Raw genomic sequence first — 16031 nt, forward strand, 5'->3', positions numbered from 1 at the left:
GCAGAGGGCAAATTCTCCTCCTTCTCCTAGCACTTAGCAGCTACTCGCGCTGCATTTCCGTATTTTTTCTAGATTGGGAGGTCGAACCAGGAGCTTAACTCGGTATATTTACTGTAAAAACGGGCGATAGGTGATGTGCTAGTGCATAAATTGTCAATAATTGAGAATTTTACTCATCAACCCGGTATCTTAAGGTAATTAAATCAGGGAATCTCCGAAAGTGAAAAGCAGAAACCCGGTTTCACGGCGCAAGCGCGCCCAGAGTCCTGAACTAATGTTGACATTTTTTTCCGATCGCCTGTGGTTGCAATTATCACCTTTTTCTGATTATCGCAAACTCGATCGATGTTGTCCTGAGTTTGGCGATCGAATATCCTGTTGGGAGTACCTCTATTAAGATTTATTTTAATTTAGGCGATCGGCTTTTCTTGAGTTTTTTCTAGTTTTCTCGAATTCTCAACTTATCTGTTTTAAATTCGATTTAATCCAGATTTTTGAGCTATGGAATCATTTCGATTATTTTCCGGGCCTTCAAATTATTTTATGATATCGCTTCTATTTATTAAACTTATTGAAATCCACCTCATTCAAGCTGACTTTTTTGTCAAGCAGTTGGCTTTCTTTTTAGGCTCTGCTTAAATTAAACAAACAAAGCCGACTATCTAAGACTTTTTTATTTTCGATCGCTTTTGTTGTGATTTTTAACTGTTTTGATGAAAATATGTTACTTAACTATATATATATCACATTTTCGGTTAAAGTCAAGGGATTTTAGGTTAAATCGGTGCTGAGACAGAAACCCAGTTTCTTAACATAATTAAGTGATGAAAGCAAGAGCGGTTAGAACAATCAACCGGGCTTCTTGAGTCGAGACTGCTTCAACAGTTGACAGTTGAGAGTTGAGAGTTGACAGTTGACAGTTGACCATGGGAGAGCGACCTCTACCTAGAAGCAAGAGGATTGGAGTAATGAATAGTCTGATTTTAATTTCTCCCGATCGGGATTGAGGCTTTCAACCAATTCTTTCTGGTAAGTCCTATTGATGAAATTGTCTCACCCGAAATATTGAGGCTGTACATTTTTTTCGGGTGCACAAGGTGGATACTTTCTGCTGATTTGCTTAACCAGCATTCTTCAGTATGGTTTTGGCTTCCTGAATACTTTGCAAAACAAGTTTACCAGAATCATGAAAAGCGGCTCTTTCTGCATCGCTGAGTTCGAGTTCCAGTATCTGTTCGATGCCCTGATATCCCAAGCGGCAGGGAGCGCCTAAAAATATATCTTGCACGCCGTATTGACCGTCCAAATAAACTGAGCAAGGCAAGAGTCGCGACTGATTGAGTAAAATTGATTCTACCATCAAACAGGCGGAAGATGCGGGTGCAAAATAGGCGCTAGAATTCTTCATCAATCCTACTATTTCGGCGCCACCGTGGCGAGTGCGCTGTACGATGCGATCGATCGCCCCTGCATCCATCAGTTGAGCGATGGGAATGCCGTTGACTGTAGAATAGCGCGGCAAGGGAACCATCAAATCGCCGTGGGAACCGATGACTGTGGCGCACACTTGGGCAATGGAAACGCCCAATTCCATGGCAATAAAAGTTTGAAAGCGGGCGGAGTCGAGAATGCCGCCCATCCCCATAACTCGGTGTTTTGGCAAACCGGAAGCTTCCCAGGCTAGATATGTCATAATATCTAGGGGATTTGTGACTACAATTAAGATTGCTTGCGGGGAATGGGCGATCGCCTGTTTGGCAGCTTCTGTGACAATTTGAGCATTGATTTTAATTAAATCTTCGCGATTGATACCGGGTTTGCGCGGAATTCCGGCGGCAATGACGATGATATTTGAGTTGGCTGTATCTATATAATCATTTGTACCGACAATTTGGCGATCGTGCCGTTCGACTCCCCTGGCTTGCATCAAGTCCAAAGCAACGCCTTGCGGCCAACCTTCGACGATATCTAGCAATACTACATCTGCTAGATTTTTCTCGGCAATTCGTTGGGCTAAGGTGCTACCAACTTTGCCTGCACCAATAATTGAGACGCGGGTTGATGGGGAATTCATGCGATTTTAGATGCTAACTTTGAGACTTTAAGAATGAGCTTAATTGCGATCGAGTGCACTGTATGTACTCTACGTTACCTTTGCTCAGGTATGTTGTTGCGCTTTAGCGCTCTTTTGAGTGGGTATGTTGTTGCGCTTGAGCGCTCTTTAGATTAGGTATGTTGTTGCGCTTTAGCGCTCTTTGGCAGCATTGCTCGATCGGTGTATGAAACTGGATAACATGAAAATTCAGCTATATTGACTGACTGCTTGTTTGATTTTTTCACATCGAGTTGTTTATTCCTTTACAGCAACAACGCCCAGCACTCTTTTATATATGAAAGAGCGCTGAAGCGCAACAACGTACCAAAGAGTTACCTCCGCGACTGGAGTTTACTTAAAATCTTCGAGTTGGTCTAGGCGCAGCCAAATATTCGGGGTGGGGACTTTGCCGAATTTAACGAAGGCGTAGTCGCCGCGAACGTCCATTACTTCGCCTTTGGTTTCAAATATATAGGAGGAAAAGCGCTGGTCGCTGGCTTGGGCTTCTAGACTGTTTTCGAGTTTCTCGCGAATTGCGCGGACTATGCTACCTTTTTTGATTGCCATAATTTGCTCTATTGAGTTTATAAAAGTATATAAATTTTAATGCTGATTTGGCTTTAATACCAGTTAAAAGAATTGGTGGTTGATTGAGTCGGCGGTTGAAACCGCGACTACACGAACGATGTCTGCCTCCGCAGACTGAAGAGTCGGAAGCTGAGATTTGGTAGATCCGTGAAATCTGGTACAAAATCCGTTGCGGAATTGGTTATTTCTGACAGGCGGGGCAGTAATGAGTCGATCGCCCTGCTAATTTTATCTTTTCGATCGCCGTGGAGCAAGTGCGGCAGGGTTGGCCTTTGCGGTTGTACACCCAAGCGACGCCGCCGTAGTTGCCGTTGACGCCTTGGACGTTGAGAAAATTGCTGAATGTGGTGCCGCCGGAGGCGATCGCCTGCTGTAAAACTTGAATAATAGCTGTATGAATGCGATCGATTTGCTCTCTTGTCAAATCAGCGCACAGAGTTGTCGGCATCACTCCCGACAAAAACAAAGTTTCGTCTGCGTAAATATTTCCCAAACCCGCTACCAGTGACTGGTCTAGCAAAGCTGTTTTAATTGGTCGCGCCCGTCGGTGCAGCTTTTGGGCTAAATATTCTGTGGTAAATTCGTCGGAAAACGGTTCCGGGCCTAGGAGTTTCAGGCCGGTGACTGTACTGGAAACCTCGGTTTGTGAGGGGACGTACCACATTTGACCGAAGGTGCGTTGGTCTACAAACCGCAATTCTTGGTTTCCTTCAAGAAACAACCTAACTCGCGTGTGTTTGGGCAAAGCTTCGGATTGGTTTACCCACAACAATTGTCCGGTCATCCGCAGGTGAACGCCCAACCAGCCAGCGTTTGAGGGAAGGAAGAGGGCGGGCGCGGGGAGGGCGGGCACGGGGAGGGCGGGCACGGGGGCACCGCCCCTACATTGCGATAGTTCTGCCAGGAGGTATTTGCCGCGCCTGTACCAAGATGCGATCGACTTTCCTTTGAGTTTTGTCAAAAAATCGGTCGCAGAGATTGAGCGGGCGATCGAGCTATTTAACAGCACGTCTCCGCCCAATATTTCGCGATCGAGGGTAAGTTGGTTCAAACCCCGGCAAATAGTCTCAACTTCTGGCAGTTCTGGCACAATTAGCGTTGTTCTGTTCCTTGATTTGGTGCACCTTCGACGCTGCCGGGAACTTCCGCACCGGGCTTGCTGCCGGTCGAAGTTTTGGGCTGGTTGGGGGCTGCTCCGCTGCCGGTTTTCCGAGTTTTCTCGTTGATCGTCGTTTGCTTGCCACCGGAGGCTGTGGTCGATGCTTTTGCTTTGGGGCCAGCGACTTCGACTAATTCGCTTTGGGCGAAGTTGTTGGTGTTGACGCCTGCATAATTTACGGTGTTAAAGCGAACGATAACTGGGTATTTAATGCCGCTTTGGTCTACCGTAGCAACGGTGCCCACTTCTTGATACCAGTAAGATTCTTTGCGGAGAATCCGGACTGTTGAACCGCGTTGAACCATGAGCTTTGTTTCCTTTGCGATGAATAAACGGATAAAGCCATTTTTTTTACTTTAGTCGATCGCGCGACGCATTTAAAGTCTGTAACGAAATTATTGTGTTCGGCGACGTGTTTTGGTTGTTGGTTTGTAAAGAAAAGTAAACTTGTTTTGAGGGCGATCGCTGGAGGGTAAAAATAAATAAACGAACATTATCCGTTAAATACAAGCTGTGCGATCGGGTTGATAAAAAAGTTTACAAATCGGAGAGTGGGGGCTGCTGGCGGGGTGAGAACCCGGAGATCCCCCCAACCAAGAGGGCTCTCACGGGGGCACTGCCCCTACAAGGGGGAATGGAAGCATTCTCAAAGTCCCCCTTTTTAAGGGGGATTTAGGGGGATATAGACTTCGATACAAACGAGAGATACACAGGTTTTCAGTCTTCAGTTGAAAACCCGGAGATCCCCCCTAGCCCCCCTTAAGAAGGGGGGGACAAGAGTATTTAAAGTCTCTGGTTAATCCGGTAAATTAACCTTGTATTTAATTATCTCACCGCGCTAAACTATGGCAAAGTATGGGAAGTATTTAAATTATGTCGTTAGTTGATTTAGCTAATACTAAAATTCGCGTAATTGGATGCAGTGCGGTGATGGCTGTTGGGCAAGTTATTTCAAATGCGATCGCCAATCCGGGAACACAAGCAGCAGCAGGGATGATTGGTGGCCCGATCGCACTTGGAGGCATTTCGATCTTAGCAGCGATCGCCGGTGGTGTCGCGGGGAATATCGCGGCGAATGACTTGGGAAATCGGATGACGGAAAAACTGGGGAAAAATCCGAATATTCTCGATAACCATGATTTGGTTAAGGCGGCGGGTGAGGCGATCGGCTATATTTTGAGAGAGGTTGCGAAGTCCGATCGATTAATTGCGATCGCTGAAACCAAAAGGTTGCCTTATCCAGAACAGCATTTAGATCAATTAGCTGAGAAAACTCCCCAATATTGGCTGGATATTAACACGAGTACAGCCGATTTGTCAAGGGGTTTACAGATTTCGGAAGAGCAGTTAACCCAGATTTTTTCTGCGGATGTCGAGGAGTTCGATCGCGTTACCGGATTGACACCAGCAGATTGGGCAACTTTCCTGCGGGAATTCGCCACCCGCGAGGGCAAATCCTTCGATGCGGAAATCGTGGAATTTGTGGCGGACAAGCTGTATACAACTTTCCCGAAAGCCTACCGCGAAGTGCTGAAACTGGATGCGGCGAAGGGAGGCGAAAAGTTTGCCGCGATGCTGTTGAATCTGCACCAAATTGCTTTGGCAGAATTGAGAGATTTGGGGCTGCAAAATGGGGAAATCCTGCACAAATTGGAGGCCGTGGCGACGCAGCAGCAGATTTGTCAAGTGATGGTGAAGTTGGAGGCGATGGAAATTGGCATCCGGGACGATTTGGCGCAGATTCAGAATTTGCTGGAACGATTTGTTGATACTGGTACGCCGAGATTGCCGCTTCCCTACGAGTGCGAAACGATTATTGCCGATCGGACTCAAGACTTTACCGGCCGCCAATTTGTGTTTGCAGCAATTGCGGAATTTTTGCAGAACAATCGCAAAGGCTATTTTGTTTTAGAAGCAGATCCGGGTGTCGGCAAAAGTTCAATTATGGCGAAGTTAGTGCTGCTGCTGAAGCGGCGCTGCGTTGCCCATTTTAACTCGCAATCTCAAGGCATTGTCCGCGCCGAACAATTTCTGGAAAATGCCTGCACTCAGTTAATTCGACGTTATCAACTAAATTACCCGCAACTGCCGGAAAATGCGACCAGAGATGGCAATTTTCTGAGTCGATTGTTGGGGGAAGTCAGCGCTAAATTGGGCGGCAAAAAGTTGATTATTGTCGTCGATGCCCTGGATGAAGTGGATCTGGGTTTGCAGGGGCGCGGTAGCAATGTTTTGTATTTGCCAGATGCTTTGCCGGATAACGTTTATTTTATTGTTTCCAAGCAGCCGAAAACTCTGCCTTTGCCAAATCATCACGTTTTTGATTTGATGCAGTACAGTGCAGAAAGTTTGGCGGATGTCAAGGTTTATATTGACAAACGCACGGGGAACAGCGCGTCAATTCAGAGTTGGATTAATCGTCAAAATTTGCAGCGCGAACAGTTTGTGGCGGCGGTGGCAGAAAAAAGCCAGAATAATTTTATGTACCTGCGCTACGTGCTGAATGATATCGATAGCGGCAAGTACAGCGATGTGAATTTGCAAGATTTGCCGAGGGAGTTGGAAGGATATTATGAGAAGCATTGGGCGCGGATGGAAATGGCGGTTAAAGATAAAGAATTGCGCCGCCGGAAGTTGAAGGTGATTTATTTGTTGACGAAAACTCGCAAGCCGGTTTGCTGCGATATTTTGGCGGATTTTGCTGAGGAAGATGCTTTGGATGTGCAGGAAGTTCTGGATGATTGGGAACAGTTTCTGCGGCGTAGCGGTGATAGTCCTCCCGATTACAGTATCTATCACGCGAGTTTCCAAAGATTTCTGCATCGTATTGATGTGGTGCAGAAAGCTGGGGTGTCGCTGCGGGATATTGAAACGGCGATTTCTGATAATTTGTGGGAGGATTTGTACGGCGATGAGTAAGTTTAAAGAACGGTTGGGGAAACTGTCGCCGAAAAAGCGGCTTTATGCTTTGGAAACTTTGCCGGGGCATTTGGCGGAGAGTGTTCAAGGGGAACGGTTGCATCAGTTGTTGACGGATTTTGATTTTATTGAGGCGAAGTTGGATGCGATCGGGGTGCAAGGGTTAATTGAGGATTACGATTTGGCGAGGGTTTCTGATGTTTTGTTGTCGGAGGGGCAAGGGGAAACTTTGCGGTTGATTCAAGGGGCGATTCGGAAGTCGGCGCACGTTTTGGATAGGGATAAAACGCAATTGGCTGGGCATTTGTTGGGGAGGTTGTTGGATTTTGAAGTGCCAGAGATTCAGGGGTTGCTTGAACAGGCAAAGCAGTGGAAAGATAGTCTTTGGTTGCGGCCTTTGAAGGGTAATTTAGAGCGATCAGGAGAAGGATGTCTGCGAACTCTCATCGGTCATACTGGGGCGGTACGAGCAGTGGCGATCGCACCCGACAGTAAGCGAGCGATTTCAGCTTCAATGGATAAAACCCTGAAAATTTGGGACACAGACAGCGGAACCGAACTGAGAACTCTCACGGGTCATAGTGATGCAGTAGGATCAGTGGCGATCGCACCCGACGGCAAGACGGCGATTTCAGCTTCATGGGATAAAACCCTGAAAATCTGGAACACTGAGACAGGCACGGAACTATTAACCCTCACCGGTCATACTAACTCGGTAACAGCAGTGGCGATCGCACCCAAGGGCAAGCGAGTGATTTCCGCTTCTGTTGATAAAACTCTGAAAATCTGGGAGATAGACAGCGGCAGGGAACTTTTGACTCTCATCGGTCATACTGGCCAGGTCTGGGCAGTGGCGATCACACCAGACGGCAAGCGAGCAATTTCAGCTTCAGACGATAACACCCTGAAAATCTGGGATCTGCTTAGTGGCACAGAACTCTTGACTCTCATCGGTCATACTGACACCGTGCGGGCAGTGGCGATCGCACCAGACGGCAAGCGAGCAATTTCAGCTTCAGACGATAACACCCTGAAAATCTGGGATCTGCTTAGTGGCAAAGAACTTTTGACTCTCATCAGTCATACTGCCTCAGTGGCGATCGCACCCGACGGCAAGCGAGTAATTTCCAGTAGTCATAAAACCCTAATAATGTGGGCTCTAGACAGTGGCATCCCACTGAGAACTTTCACTGGTCATACAAATGGGGTATCAGCAATTGCAATCGCGCCCGACGGCCAAAGAGTGATTTCGGCTTCAGGCGATAAAACCTTGAAAATCTGGGATTTTGAAAGCGATACAGAAGTGAGAATCCTCACCTACGATACAGACTGGATAACAGCAGTTGCGATCGCACCCGACGGCAAACGAGCAATTTTCGGTTCGCTGGATCAAACTCTAAAAATCTGGGAAATCGAAAGCGGTACAAAACAGAAAACTCTTACCGGTCATGCTCACACCGTATATGCAGTCATAATCGCACCCGACGGCCAAAGAGTGATTTCGGCTTCAGGCGATAAAACTTTGAAAATCTGGGATTTTGACAGCGGCACAGAACTTTTGACTCTCATCGGTCATACTGACATAGTATCGGCTGTAGCGATCGCACCCAACGGCAAACTGACGATTTCAGCTTCACACGATAACACCCTGAAAATCTGGGACACAGACAGCGGTAGAGAACGTTTGACTCTCACCGGTCATAGTAAGGGGGTAACAGCAGTGGCGATCGCACCCGACGGCAAACTAGCGATTTCGGCTTCATATGATAAAACCCTGAAAATCTGGGACACAAGCAGTGGAAGGGAACTGAGAACCCTCACCGCTCATGCTGACTGGGTATATGCAGTCGCGATCTCACCTGACGGCAAAACAGCAATTTCCGCTTCATTCGGTAACACCCTTACAATCTGGGACATAGAAAGTGGCAAAGAACTGAGAACTCTGACCGGTCATACTGACCCGGTACGGGCAGTGGCGATCGCACCCGACGGCCTCCAAGCAATTTCCTGTTCTGAAGATAACACCCTGAAAGTCTGGGATCTGCCTACTGCCAAGGAGGTTGCTAGTTTCAGCGGAGAGTATAAGTTTCATTGCTGTGCGATCGCCCCTGATGGAGTGACAGTTGTAGCGGGCGATCGATCGGGCCGGGTGCATTTCCTGCGATTGGAGGGAGGTAGACAGTTGACAGTTGACAGTTGACAGTTGACAGCGAGGTTTTTGTCCACATCTGTGGGTTGTAGGGAAGTATTTCGGAAAAAACCCGGTTTCTGGGGCCCCGCGAGCGGGTTTTTTGTGGATGGGCGATCGGGTTTGATTTGTTAGTCCGTTAGTTAGTCCGCGCCAAGGGCTAGTTGGTTCGTCGCGGAGTCCGCCAGGGGTTTAAACCCCTGTCTCATAGCGAAAGTCCTCTGAAAGAGGACTGAAGAGTTAGTTGATGTGTATAGGTTTCAGGCGAATCTTTAGTCGGTTTCAACCGACTTTCGCTATGAGACGGGGGTTTGAACCCCCGGCGGACTGTGCCACAAAACAGACAAATTTTCGATCGGTTTCAGCGCGATCGAATTTGACAGAAATGTGAGTGGGGCCTCGCCACCCAGCCAAGAAACCGGGTTTTTGTCCACATCTGTCGGTTGTAGGGAAGTATTTCGGAAAAAACCCGGTTTCTGGGGCCCCGCGATCGGGTTTTTTGTGGATGGGGCGATCGAGTTTTTTTGTGGATGGGCGATCGCATTTTTGGGTGGATGGGCGATCGCATTTTTGGGTGGATGGGCGATCGGGTTTTTTGTGGAGGGGCGATCGGGTTTTTGGTTGATGGGGGCGATCGGCTATAATACAGAAAACTTGACAACAAAAACAACTGTCATGAGAGAGTTAATCCAACAAGAATTAGAAAAGTTCGATCGAGAACAACTCCAACAAGTATTTGAATTTATTGCCTTCCTGAAATTCCGTGCCAGATTAGTGACTATTCCTGCGATCGATGAAACTAACTTAGCTGCACTCTACAGCGAATTTGCCGAAGAAGACCGACAACTTGCAGAACTTGGAATCAGCGAATATTCAGAACTCCTCAAACATGAGGATTTATCATGCCAATCAGGCGAGGTGAAATCTGGATTGCCAACCTAGATCCCACACAAGGTTCCGAACAAGCAGGCGTGCGTCCCACAATTATTTTTCAAAACGATACTCTTTCGAGATACACCACTACTGTCATCAGTATTCCTCTCACCACAAATCTGCGCCGCGCATCTCTTCCTTCCTGTGTTTTGATTCCCGGCGGTGAGGGAGGATTGACTCAAGATTCTGTTGCATTGTGCCATCAACTGCGAGTTTTGGATAAAACAAGATTGCGAAATAAAATTGGTGAAGTCAATCCAGAGATACTGATACAATTAGAAAATATCGTATTATTTACCTTGGGTTACTTGCCTTAAAAAAGAGCGATCGAATCTTCAATCCGCTTTCCTCATGGGAATAAAAAGTATGGAATTTGGGAGAAATGTGCGATCGACTGTAAAATAACAATAAAAACACAGGAGTAATCGCCGTGAGCGTCACAACTGTAAAATGGACGGTTGCAGACTACCACCGCATCATTGCAGCCGGCATTCTGGAAGGACGAAAAGTTGAACTAATCGGTGGAGAAATAATCGAAATGGCTCCCGAAGGAGAATCTCATGCTTACTGTAGCGATGAGGCTGGAGAGTACCTAATGTACTTGCTAGGCGATCGGGCTAAAGTGCGACAAGGTAAGCCCATTACCTTGCCACTTAACAACTCCGAACCCGAACCAGATATCGCTGTAATTCAACGTTTGGGACAAAATTATCGAGAACATCATCCCTATCCAGAAAATATCTTTTGGCTGATAGAATACTCAAATTCTACTCTGACTAAAGACTTGGGAATCAAGAACAAAATTTACGCCGCCGCCGGGATTGCCGAGTATTGGGTTGTCAATTTGCGAACTATGGAATTAATCGTGTTTCGAGATCCTACCGATGCTGGCTATCAATTCAGAGAAACTCTGACTCACGGTAATATTAATCCCCTCGCTTTTCCAAATGTTTCAGTTGCGATCGATCGTTTATTCGGGAATTAGGTAAATGAGGTAGAAACACTCGGCGATTTCAACCGCTGGGTTTTTTGTATTCTAAAATCCCGAACCCTAAATCCCAAATCGAATGATTCACACAACAGTAATACTCGCCATGAGTGCCGATGGCAAAATTACAGATTCCGCCCTCACCGCCGCCCGATTCGGTTCAGCTAACGACAAATCCCACCTAGAACAACAAGTCGCAGCCAGTGACGCAGTTCTCTTCGGAAACGGCACTTTACGCGCCTATGGAACCACTCTGAGAGTAATTTCTCCCGATTTGCTAGAACAAAGGAAACTGCAAGGAAAGCCCCCACAACCCGTGCAAATTGTGTGTTCGCGATCGCGCCAATTTGACCCAAACTTGCGATTTTTCCAGCAACCGGTTCCCCGCTGGCTGCTAACTGGAAAAGACAGGGGGCTTTTTTGTGGGTGGGGGCGGGTTTATTTAGCCTGTCTGCACGCTTTAAAGCTGTTGGTGAACCCGCCCCTACAAGTTTTTGACAGTGGTGCAACATCTCTGTTCGATCGCACTTTAACCGCCAACACTATCGATGGCGAAATCGATTGGAACGATGCTTTTCAACAGCTAGAAACCCTCGGAATCAAACGTTTGGCAATTTTGGGAGGCGGAAAACTCGTCGCGTCTGTGCTGGCTGCGGGCTTGATAGACGAGCTCTGGCTGACGGTGTGCCCGCTAATTTTGGGCGGCGCGGATGCACCGACACCTGTGGAGGGAAAGGGTTTTTTAGCGCATTTAGCGCCGAAATTAGAGCTTTTGGCGGTAAAACAGGTGGGAGGTGAGGTGTTTTTGCATTATCGGTGCGATCGAGCGCAGAGTCAAAATACCCATAAATAGGGGAGTTGTATTAACTTAAATGAACAGGACTTACGCATTGAGAGTCTCAAAACTCGATCCCCCCTAACCCCCCTTAAGAAGGGGGGGACAAGAGTATTCAAAGTCGCCCTTTTTAAGCGGAAGACAAGAGTATTCTCAAAGTCGCCCTTTTTAAGGGGGGGACAAGAGTATTCTCAAAGTCCCCCTTCTTAAGGGGGATTTAGGGGGATCTCTGCGTAAGTCTTGACAAAGTTCGATCGCTCTACGCTCAAATCTCCCTATGCTGAAACAGCCGAAACCTCAATATTCTGTAGCCTGGATTAGCAAACTAGCAGATATCCCCCAAGCATCGTGGGATGCCTTGGCGATGCCACTCAAAACGCCTTTTATGGAATGGGATTGGCTGAATAATCTCGAAACTTCCGGTAGCGCCACAGGTAACAATGGTTGGTTGCCGCATCACTTGACAGTCTGGCGAGACAAACAGTTGATTGCTTGCGCGCCGCTTTATGTCAAAAGTCACAGTTATGGCGAATTTGTATTTGACAATCAGTGGGCCGATTTAGCTCAGCGTTTGGGTATTGAATACTATCCGAAATTGATGGGAATGACACCGTTTACTCCCGCTGAAGGCTATCGGTTTTTGATTGCGGATGGGGAAGATGAGGATGAGTTAACGGGAGTAATGGTAAGCGCGATCGACCATTTTTGCGATCGCCACAATATCTCCGGTTGCAATTTCCTGTATGTCGATCCAGAATGGCGACAGCGCATGGAAAAACACGGTTTCAGCGCTTGGCTGCACCACAGCTATATTTGGCAAAATCAAGGCTATGAAAATTTTGACGGTTATTTAGGCGCTTTTAATGCCAACCAGCGCCGCAATATCAAGCGCGAACGCAAAGCTGTGGAAACAGCAGGTTTGTTAATAAAAACGCTGACGGGCGATGAAATTCCGCAAGCGATGTTCGGGCAAATGTATGCTTTTTATGAGAATACTTGCGATAAGTTTGGTTGGTGGGGTAGCAAGTATCTGACTAAGCGGTTTTTTGAACAGTTGCACCACAATTATCGCGATCGCGTTTTGTTTGTCGCCGCCTACGATAAGGAAGATGAGAGACAGCCGATGGGAATGTCTTTTTGTTTGTATAAGGGCGATCGACTTTACGGGCGTTATTGGGGTAGTTTGCAGGAAATTGACTGCTTGCACTTCGATGCTTGTTACTATACACCGATCGAATGGGCGATCGATCGCGGCATCAAAACCTTCGATCCGGGTGCCGGCGGGCGGCACAAAAAACGGCGCGGTTTTCCAGCTACGCCAAATTATAGTTTGCACCGATTTTATAACAACCGTTTGGCGCAAATTCTCAAGTCTTATATCGGTCAAATCAATGAGAGGGAACAGGAGGAAATTGATTTAGTTAATCAGGATTTGCCTTTCAATCAGGATGATTCTTCGGATTAGTCCGTGTTTGTAGTGAGGACTTCAGTCCTTTCTTGATGGATGAAGAAGGACTAAAGTCCTCACTACGAACCTGAAGGACTAAATTCCTCACTACGAACCTGGTTTTTTATGAGGAATTTGAGTTTTTTCCTGATGGATGAATGCGGACTAAAGTCCTCACTACGAACCTAGTTTTTCATGAGGAATTGAGTTCTTTTCTTTTGGATAAAGAAGGACTGAAGTCCTCACTACGAACCTGGTTTGTCATGAGGACTGTGAGTTTTTTTTGGGATGAAGAAGGACTGAAGTCCTCACTACGAACCTTTTTTTGATTTAATTCAAGAATACTCGCCCGTCTTCTTGAATTTCCATCGATTTTGTATCGATGCCCAAGTCGGTTGTCGCGCCGAAATTTACTTGCAACATTCCTGTCGTCGCTGTGGCTTGCGGGCGAACCAGCATCAATCCGCCGTCTGGACGTTGGTAGGTGAGGGTGATTGGCACTTTGATGTTTGTGAGTACAATTTCCGATTGTTCGCCCAAAGTGCGCGGTGGGGTAAGGCCCACTACTTGATAATTGATGACTGCATTGGTGGTATTCACCAGTTTAATTACTACCATACCGGATGTCGGCGTCACTCGCGCAGCGGGCATCGGGAAGCGGGGTGGCGCGTCTGTTGTTGCAGGTTTTGAGGGCATCCCGTTGGGGCTGGGACTTACAGCGGGACTCGGTTCGGAAACGGGCTTTCCTGTTCCCGGAGTGGCTGCGGGACTCGGTTGGGAAACGGGTTTTCCTTGTTGGGGCGGGGGGCCGCCTGCTTGGGAAAGTGTGGCTAGACTGACGAGTAAACCGCCGCAGGTGGCTGCTAGCAAGCTGATTTTGTTCAAGGGTTGATTGTGGCGAAACATAAATAACTCCTCACAAGTTCGATCGAGATTTCCAACAAAGTTTATGTTAGTCTATGCCCGAATTGAATTTTAATAGCTGGTTATGCGCCCGAGGTACAAATAATCAGGGTTTGAGGGGGAGATTTTTTTAACCGCAGAGGGCGCAGAGGGCGCAGAGGAAGAGGGGAAGAGGGAGGTTTTAGGGGCGAGATGTTTCTAATCAGGGTTTGAGGGGGAGATTTTTTAACCACAGAGGGCGCAGAGGGCGCAGGGGAAGAGGGGAAGTTTTAGGGGCGAGATGTTTCTAATTTGTGGGCGGGGATGGTTACGGTAACAGCGGTTCCCCGATCGACTTGGCTGTCAATCCGGATTTGGCCGCGGTGGTTTTCGACAATGGCTTTGGCTATGGCTAATCCTAAACCGGAACCGGCGGCGCTGCGGTGGGTGCGGGCGGGATCTGCGCGGTAAAATCGATCGAACAAATGCGGTAGCGCTTCCGGGGAAATCCCCATTCCGGTGTCTGTGACTTTGATTTGCAGTGCAGAATTGATTGGCGACGAATTTCTTTTGTTTTTAGCTGCCAACTGCAATTCTACTTCAATTTCCCCGCCAGAGGGCGTGTACTGTACGGCGTTGCTGACAATATTGGTAAACAGTCGCGCTAGTTGATCCCAGTCGCCTAAAACTGTAAAGTTATTTTCAGTGTCGGGCGAATCGATTATTTCCAAACAGAGAGAGAGATTTTGGGTAAGGGCGATCGCGAGTTGTTCTTCAATTACCTCCATCAACAAAGCATCGAGAGGAACATCAACCCACTGCTGCTGCACGATTCCGCTGTCTTGTCTGGCTAAAAATAGCAAATCGTCAACCAACCGCCCCAAACGGCGCGTCAGGCGTTCGATAACCTGTAGCTGTTGGTGTTGCTGCGGTTCGATGTCGGGTTCGGCCAAGGCTACTTGGACATTTGTTTGAATAGTGGCGATCGGATTTCTGAGTTCGTGGGAAGCATCGGCGGTAAACTGTTTGAGACGGCTGTAAGATTCTCGCACAGGTGCGATCGCCAATCCTGACAGCAACCAGCCAATAGCCGCCACGCAAATTAAAGTTAAACTCGCGCCCAAAATCAAATCAAAAATTAATTGTCGGATCGGTTTTGTCACTTCAAACCAAGGATGGCTGACTCGCAAATATCCCAAAACTTGGCGGCCGATTTCCACACGCTGCGTAACTTGTCTGAGAGAATAGTTTTGATCCTGCAACTTATTATTAATTATCCAAACCGTTTCGCCCGTGCGATTAGCGCGAATCGGCACATTCAGCGGTTCCGACAAAGTAGACCACAGCAACTCGCCCGTAGGACTGAACCATTCTAAATCAATGTGGTCGTCTTCTACTGCATCCGTGCTGTCTCGAAAACTCTTTTGAATATTAACTTGCAACTTAGTTTTAGCACCCCTACTCGAAGAAGTTATCGGTTCGATCGCGAGAGTTCGCTCTACTATTTCTACAACGTGATTGAGAGTGTCGTCGATGCGATCGATCAAAGTATTGCGAACGTAGAAATAGAAACCCGTGGCGAATACAAGTAACAACACGGCAGTAACGGCAGTGTACCAAATAGCAAGGCGGCGGCGAGTAGTTTGAAACATGGGAAATTTGGAAATAACGAACCGCGAAGGCGCAAAGGGCGCGAAGTAAGAAAAGAGGAAGAGAATTTTAAAGGGATGTTGAAGTAATAACTATTAACCAACCATTCACAAGTATAACGCTCTGCGAGTGCATCTGGTATTTTGCAATGGTTCTCGCATTCCGGCAGACAATTTATTAGTAACAACCACATATTTACTGCCACAATGCTAGAGTCCCTAGGAATATATTTGCAAAAATGAGATGCGCCTTGCTCTGTTCTTCTATTCTTATCTTCCTTTGCGCCCTTCGCGACGAAAGCGGTTCGTTTTAAATCTCAAATCCATGCTACCCGGTTAACCGACCCG

The 16031-nt window shown here is 47.3% G+C and carries 14 protein-coding genes; 8 read left to right on the forward strand and 6 right to left on the reverse strand.

What is annotated here, in order from left to right; all coding sequences use genetic code 11:
• The first annotated feature begins 220 nt into the window (after nt 1-220).
• Nucleotides 221-397 (forward strand): hypothetical protein, encoded by a 177-nt coding sequence (locus QZ938_RS23995; RefSeq protein ID WP_293145759.1) that lies wholly within the window; start codon nt 221-223, stop codon nt 395-397.
• A gap of 723 nt (nt 398-1120) precedes the next feature.
• Here the strand turns inward: QZ938_RS23995 and mdh are convergent.
• The 4 genes from mdh to QZ938_RS24015 form a co-directional block, all read right to left on the reverse strand.
• Nucleotides 1121-2074 carry a malate dehydrogenase gene (gene mdh / locus QZ938_RS24000; RefSeq protein WP_293145765.1) on the reverse strand — a complete coding sequence of 318 codons (954 nt, stop codon included), beginning with the start codon at nt 2072-2074 and terminating at the stop codon, nt 1121-1123.
• A 372-nt stretch (nt 2075-2446) separates the two neighbouring features.
• The gene (locus tag QZ938_RS24005; RefSeq protein WP_293145768.1) at nt 2447-2662 is read right to left on the reverse strand and encodes an NAD(P)H-quinone oxidoreductase subunit O; all 216 of its coding nucleotides are present in this window, start codon (nt 2660-2662) and stop codon (nt 2447-2449) included.
• A 202-nt stretch (nt 2663-2864) separates the two neighbouring features.
• Nucleotides 2865-3773: a DNA-formamidopyrimidine glycosylase gene (locus QZ938_RS24010; protein WP_293353368.1), complete on the reverse strand. Its 909-nt coding sequence runs from the start codon at nt 3771-3773 to the stop codon at nt 2865-2867.
• A 2-nt stretch (nt 3774-3775) separates the two neighbouring features.
• Nucleotides 3776-4147 (reverse strand): photosystem I reaction center subunit IV, encoded by a 372-nt coding sequence (locus QZ938_RS24015; RefSeq protein ID WP_293145774.1) that lies wholly within the window; start codon nt 4145-4147, stop codon nt 3776-3778.
• Nucleotides 4148-4715: 568 nt separating this feature from the next.
• Between QZ938_RS24015 and QZ938_RS24020 the strand changes: the two genes are divergently transcribed.
• The 7 genes from QZ938_RS24020 (at nt 4716) to QZ938_RS24050 (ending at nt 13170) form a co-directional block, all read left to right on the forward strand.
• Entirely contained in the window at nt 4716-6761 is a 2046-nt protein-coding gene (locus QZ938_RS24020; RefSeq protein ID WP_293353366.1) for an ATP-binding protein, read from the forward strand.
• On the forward strand, nt 6754-8961 hold the full coding sequence (locus QZ938_RS24025) for a hypothetical protein (RefSeq protein ID WP_293353364.1): 2208 nt from the start codon (nt 6754-6756) through the stop codon (nt 8959-8961). The genes QZ938_RS24020 and QZ938_RS24025 overlap by 8 nt, the downstream gene beginning before the upstream one ends.
• 375 nt (nt 8962-9336) lie before the next feature.
• Nucleotides 9337-9891 (forward strand): hypothetical protein, encoded by a 555-nt coding sequence (locus QZ938_RS24030; RefSeq protein WP_293353362.1) that lies wholly within the window; start codon nt 9337-9339, stop codon nt 9889-9891.
• A complete protein-coding gene (locus QZ938_RS24035) occupies nt 9852-10199 on the forward strand; it encodes a type II toxin-antitoxin system PemK/MazF family toxin (RefSeq protein ID WP_293353360.1) in 348 nt (115 codons plus the stop codon). Before QZ938_RS24030 ends, QZ938_RS24035 begins: the two co-directional genes overlap by 40 nt.
• Before the next feature lie 113 nt (nt 10200-10312).
• Nucleotides 10313-10867: a Uma2 family endonuclease gene (locus tag QZ938_RS24040; RefSeq protein ID WP_293145803.1), complete on the forward strand. Its 555-nt coding sequence runs from the start codon at nt 10313-10315 to the stop codon at nt 10865-10867.
• Nucleotides 10868-10949: 82 nt separating this feature from the next.
• Nucleotides 10950-11723 carry a RibD family protein gene (locus QZ938_RS24045; protein WP_293353358.1) on the forward strand — a complete coding sequence of 258 codons (774 nt, stop codon included), beginning with the start codon at nt 10950-10952 and terminating at the stop codon, nt 11721-11723.
• A 259-nt stretch (nt 11724-11982) separates the two neighbouring features.
• The gene (locus QZ938_RS24050; protein WP_293353356.1) at nt 11983-13170 is read left to right on the forward strand and encodes a GNAT family N-acetyltransferase; all 1188 of its coding nucleotides are present in this window, start codon (nt 11983-11985) and stop codon (nt 13168-13170) included.
• A gap of 312 nt (nt 13171-13482) precedes the next feature.
• Here QZ938_RS24050 and QZ938_RS24055 read toward each other — a convergent pair whose 3' ends face one another.
• Both QZ938_RS24055 and QZ938_RS24060 read right to left on the reverse strand, forming a co-directional pair.
• Entirely contained in the window at nt 13483-14058 is a 576-nt protein-coding gene (locus QZ938_RS24055) for a hypothetical protein (protein WP_293334633.1), read from the reverse strand.
• 266 nt (nt 14059-14324) lie between these two features.
• A complete protein-coding gene (locus QZ938_RS24060; RefSeq protein ID WP_293334630.1) occupies nt 14325-15686 on the reverse strand; it encodes an ATP-binding protein in 1362 nt (453 codons plus the stop codon).
• Between the last annotated feature and the right edge of the window lie 345 nt (nt 15687-16031).

The organism is Microcoleus sp. CAWBG27 (assembly GCF_020883145.1).
Classification (GTDB): domain Bacteria; phylum Cyanobacteriota; class Cyanobacteriia; order Cyanobacteriales; family Microcoleaceae; genus Microcoleus.

Coding starts and splice junctions, on each gene's coding strand:
- mdh (WP_293145765.1), bottom strand. CDS start 2,074: ATGAATTCCCCATCAACCCGCGTCTCAATTATTGGTGCAGGCAAAGTT.
- QZ938_RS24005 (WP_293145768.1), bottom strand. CDS start 2,662: ATGGCAATCAAAAAAGGTAGCATAGTCCGCGCAATTCGCGAGAAACTC.
- QZ938_RS24015 (WP_293145774.1), bottom strand. CDS start 4,147: ATGGTTCAACGCGGTTCAACAGTCCGGATTCTCCGCAAAGAATCTTAC.
- QZ938_RS24020 (WP_293353366.1), top strand. CDS start 4,716: ATGTCGTTAGTTGATTTAGCTAATACTAAAATTCGCGTAATTGGATGC.
- QZ938_RS24025 (WP_293353364.1), top strand. CDS start 6,754: ATGAGTAAGTTTAAAGAACGGTTGGGGAAACTGTCGCCGAAAAAGCGG.
- QZ938_RS24035 (WP_293353360.1), top strand. CDS start 9,852: ATGCCAATCAGGCGAGGTGAAATCTGGATTGCCAACCTAGATCCCACA.
- QZ938_RS24045 (WP_293353358.1), top strand. CDS start 10,950: ATGATTCACACAACAGTAATACTCGCCATGAGTGCCGATGGCAAAATT.
- QZ938_RS24050 (WP_293353356.1), top strand. CDS start 11,983: ATGCTGAAACAGCCGAAACCTCAATATTCTGTAGCCTGGATTAGCAAA.
- QZ938_RS24055 (WP_293334633.1), bottom strand. CDS start 14,058: ATGTTTCGCCACAATCAACCCTTGAACAAAATCAGCTTGCTAGCAGCC.
- QZ938_RS24060 (WP_293334630.1), bottom strand. CDS start 15,686: ATGTTTCAAACTACTCGCCGCCGCCTTGCTATTTGGTACACTGCCGTT.